Origin of the sequence: Colwellia sp. D2M02 (genome assembly GCF_018860755.1) — a bacterium.
GTDB lineage: Bacteria > Pseudomonadota > Gammaproteobacteria > Enterobacterales > Alteromonadaceae > Colwellia > Colwellia asteriadis.
Window position 1 is genome coordinate 1 of record NZ_JAHKPW010000019.1, and the last position, 4,650, is coordinate 4,650.

A 4,650-nucleotide genomic window follows, 5' to 3' on the forward strand; every position below is an offset into this window, starting at 1 on the left:
AGTCACCAAAACTTGTCCTTTCAGTTTAGCCTTAACCGGCGCATGACTTCAAGACTAACTCCTCTAAATCAATTACCAGTGGCTGCTGCCAGTGGTGCTTTTGCATGTCTTTCCGGGTTGGACTCAAGACGATAGTTACCGGATAAGGCGCAGCGGTCGGACTGAACGGGGGGTTCGTGCATACAGTCCAGCTTGGAGCGAACTGCCTACCCGGAACTGAGTGTCAGGCGTGGAATGAGACAAACGCGGCCATAACAGCGGAATGACACCGGTAAACCGAAAGGCAGGAACAGGAGAGCGCACGAGGGAGCCGCCAGGGGGAAACGCCTGGTATCTTTATAGTCCTGTCGGGTTTCGCCACCACTGATTTGAGCGTCAGATTTCGTGATGCTTGTCAGGGGGGCGGAGCCTATGGAAAAACGGCTTTGCCGCGGCCCTCTCACTTCCCTGTTAAGTATCTTCCTGGCATCTTCCAGGAAATCTCCGCCCCGTTCGTAAGCCATTTCCGCTCGCCGCAGTCGAACGACCGAGCGTAGCGAGTCAGTGAGCGAGGAAGCGGAATATATCCTGTATCACATATTCTGCTGACGCACCGGTGCAGCCTTTTTTCTCCTGCCACATGAAGCACTTCACTGACACCCTCATCAGTGCCAACATAGTAAGCCAGTATATACACTCCGCTAGCGCCCAATACGCAAACCGCCTCTCCCCGCGCGTTGGCCGATTCATTAATGCAGCTGGCACGACAGGTTTCCCGACTGGAAAGCGGGCAGTGAGCGCAACGCAATTAATGTGAGTTAGCTCACTCATTAGGCACCCCAGGCTTTACACTTTATGCTTCCGGCTCGTATGTTGTGTGGAATTGTGAGCGGATAACAATTTCACACAGGAAACAGCTATGACATGATTACGAATTCGAGCTCGGTACCCGGGAATTAAAGAGGAGAAATTAAGCATGGTGAGCAAGGGCGAGGAGGATAACATGGCCATCATCAAGGAGTTCATGCGCTTCAAGGTGCACATGGAGGGCTCCGTGAACGGCCACGAGTTCGAGATCGAGGGCGAGGGCGAGGGCCGCCCCTACGAGGGCACCCAGACCGCCAAGCTGAAGGTGACCAAGGGTGGCCCCCTGCCCTTCGCCTGGGACATCCTGTCCCCTCAGTTCATGTACGGCTCCAAGGCCTACGTGAAGCACCCCGCCGACATCCCCGACTACTTGAAGCTGTCCTTCCCCGAGGGCTTCAAGTGGGAGCGCGTGATGAACTTCGAGGACGGCGGCGTGGTGACCGTGACCCAGGACTCCTCCCTGCAGGACGGCGAGTTCATCTACAAGGTGAAGCTGCGCGGCACCAACTTCCCCTCCGACGGCCCCGTAATGCAGAAGAAGACCATGGGCTGGGAGGCCTCCTCCGAGCGGATGTACCCCGAGGACGGCGCCCTGAAGGGCGAGATCAAGCAGAGGCTGAAGCTGAAGGACGGCGGCCACTACGACGCTGAGGTCAAGACCACCTACAAGGCCAAGAAGCCCGTGCAGCTGCCCGGCGCCTACAACGTCAACATCAAGTTGGACATCACCTCCCACAACGAGGACTACACCATCGTGGAACAGTACGAACGCGCCGAGGGCCGCCACTCCACCGGCGGCATGGACGAGCTGTACAAGTAATCTAGACAGCGCTTTTCCGCTGCATAACCCTGCTTCGGGGTCATTATAGCGATTTTTTCGGTATATCCATCCTTTTTCGCACGATATACAGGATTTTGCCAAAGGGTTCGTGTAGACTTTCCTTGGTGTATCCAACGGCGTCAGCCGGGCAGGATAGGTGAAGTAGGCCCACCCGCGAGCGGGTGTTCCTTCTTCACTGTCCCTTATTCGCACCTGGCGGTGCTCAACGGGAATCCTGCTCTGCGAGGCTGGCCGGCTGCAGGCATGCAAGCTTGGCACTGGCCGTCGTTTTACAACGTCGTGACTGGGAAAACCCTGGCGTTACCCAACTTAATCGCCTTGCAGCACATCCCCCTTTCGCCAGCTGGCGTAATAGCGAAGAGGCCCGCACCGATCGCCCTTCCCAACAGTTGCGCAGCCTGAATGGCGAATGGCGCTGATGTCCGGCGGTGCTTTTGCCGTTACGCACCACCCCGTCAGTAGCTGAACAGGAGGGACAGCTGATAGAAACAGAAGCCACTGGAGCACCTCAAAAACACCATCATACACTAAATCAGTAAGTTGGCAGCATCACCCGACGCACTTTGCGCCGAATAAATACCTGTGACGGAAGATCACTTCGCAGAATAAATAAATCCTGGTGTCCCTGTTGATACCGGGAAGCCCTGGGCCAACTTTTGGCGAAAATGAGACGTTGATCGGCACGTAAGAGGTTCCAACTTTCACCATAATGAAATAAGATCACTACCGGGCGCTGAGAGATCCCCTCATAATTTCCCCAAAGCGTAACCATGTGTGAATAAATTTTGAGCTAGTAGGGTTGCAGCCACGAGTAAGTCTTCCCTTGTTATTGTGTAGCCAGAATGCCGCAAAACTTCCATGCCTAAGCGAACTGTTGAGAGTACGTTTCGATTTCTGACTGTGTTAGCCTGGAAGTGCTTGTCCCAACCTTGTTTCTGAGCATGAACGCCCGCAAGCCAACATGTTAGTTGAAGCATCAGGGCGATTAGCAGCATGATATCAAAACGCTCTGAGCTGCTCGTTCGGCTATGGCGTAGGCCTAGTCCGTAGGCAGGACTTTTCAAGTCTCGGAAGGTTTCTTCAATCTGCATTCGCTTCGAATAGATATTAACAAGTTGTTTGGGTGTTCGAATTTCAACAGGTAAGTTAGTTGCTAGAACCCATGGCTCCTTTGCCGACGCTGAGTAGATTTTAGGTGACGGGTGGTGACAATGAGTCCGTGTCGAGCGCTGATTTTTTCGGCCTTTAGAGCGAGATTTATACAATAGAATTTGGCATGAGATTGGATTGCTTTTAGTCAGCCTCTTATAGCCTAAAGTCTTTGAGTGACTAGATGACATATCATGTAAGTTGCTGATAGGTTTCCAGTTTTCCGCTCCTAGGTCTGCATATTGTACTTTTCCTCTTACTCGACTTAACCAGTACCAACCCAGCTTCTCAACGGATTTATACCATGGCACTTTAAAGCCAGCATCACTGACAATGAGCGGTGTGGTGTTACTCGGTAGAATGCTCGCAAGGTCGGCTAGAAATTGGTCATGAGCTTTCTTTGAACATTGCTCTGAAAGCGGGAACGCTTTCTCATAAAGAGTAACAGAACGACCGTGTAGTGCGACTGAAGCTCGCAATACCATAAGTCGTTTTTGCTCACGAATATCAGACCAGTCAACAAGTACAATGGGCATCGTATTGCCCGAACAGATAAAGCTAGCATGCCAACGGTATACAGCGAGTCGCTCTTTGTGGAGGTGACGATTACCTAACAATCGGTCGATTCGTTTGATGTTATGTTTTGTTCTCGCTTTGGTTGGCAGGTTACGGCCAAGTTCGGTAAGAGTGAGAGTTTTACAGTCAAGTAATGCGTGGCAAGCCAACGTTAAGCTGTTGAGTCGTTTTAAGTGTAATTCGGGGCAGAATTGGTAAAGAGAGTCGTGTAAAATATCGAGTTCGCACATCTTGTTGTCTGATTATTGATTTTTCGCGAAACCATTTGATCATATGACAAGATGTGTATCCACCTTAACTTAATGATTTTTACCAAAATCATTAGGGGATTCATCAGTACCGGGCGTATTTTTTGAGTTATCGAGATTTTCAGGAGCTAAGGAAGCTAAAATGGAGAAAAAAATCACTGGATATACCACCGTTGATATATCCCAATGGCATCGTAAAGAACATTTTGAGGCATTTCAGTCAGTTGCTCAATGTACCTATAACCAGACCGTTCAGCTGGATATTACGGCCTTTTTAAAGACCGTAAAGAAAAATAAGCACAAGTTTTATCCGGCCTTTATTCACATTCTTGCCCGCCTGATGAATGCTCATCCGGAATTTCGTATGGCAATGAAAGACGGTGAGCTGGTGATATGGGATAGTGTTCACCCTTGTTACACCGTTTTCCATGAGCAAACTGAAACGTTTTCATCGCTCTGGAGTGAATACCACGACGATTTCCGGCAGTTTCTACACATATATTCGCAAGATGTGGCGTGTTACGGTGAAAACCTGGCCTATTTCCCTAAAGGGTTTATTGAGAATATGTTTTTCGTCTCAGCCAATCCCTGGGTGAGTTTCACCAGTTTTGATTTAAACGTGGCCAATATGGACAACTTCTTCGCCCCCGTTTTCACCATGGGCAAATATTATACGCAAGGCGACAAGGTGCTGATGCCGCTGGCGATTCAGGTTCATCATGCCGTTTGTGATGGCTTCCATGTCGGCAGAATGCTTAATGAATTACAACAGTACTGCGATGAGTGGCAGGGCGGGGCGTAATTTTTTTAAGGCAGTTATTGGTGCCTAGAAATATTTTATCTGATTAATAAGATGATCTTCTTGAGATCGTTTTGGTCTGCGCGTAATCTCTTGCTCTGAAAACGAAAAAACCGCCTTGCAGGGCGGTTTTTCGAAGGTTCTCTGAGCTACCAACTCTTTGAACCGAGGTAACTGGCTTGGAGGAGCGC

At 50.2% G+C, this 4,650-nt stretch carries 2 protein-coding genes and 1 pseudogene; 1 reads left to right on the plus strand and 2 read right to left on the minus strand.

Going from position 1 to position 4,650, the window contains the following annotated elements; all coding sequences use genetic code 11:
* Positions 1–2,096 precede the first annotated feature (2,096 nt).
* Positions 2,097–2,186 (minus strand): annotated as a pseudogene (locus KO495_RS02685) (IS1 family transposase); the annotation flags it as partial.
* A 247-nt stretch (positions 2,187–2,433) separates the two neighbouring features.
* On the minus strand, positions 2,434–3,642 hold the full coding sequence (locus KO495_RS02690; protein ID WP_001339197.1) for an IS4-like element ISVsa5 family transposase: 1,209 nt from the start codon (positions 3,640–3,642) through the stop codon (positions 2,434–2,436).
* A gap of 160 nt (positions 3,643–3,802) precedes the next feature.
* Here KO495_RS02690 and KO495_RS02695 point away from each other — a divergent pair, with 160 nt between their 5' ends.
* On the plus strand, positions 3,803–4,462 hold the full coding sequence (locus KO495_RS02695; RefSeq protein ID WP_000412211.1) for a type A-1 chloramphenicol O-acetyltransferase: 660 nt from the start codon (positions 3,803–3,805) through the stop codon (positions 4,460–4,462).
* The last annotated feature ends 188 nt before the right edge of the window (positions 4,463–4,650 follow it).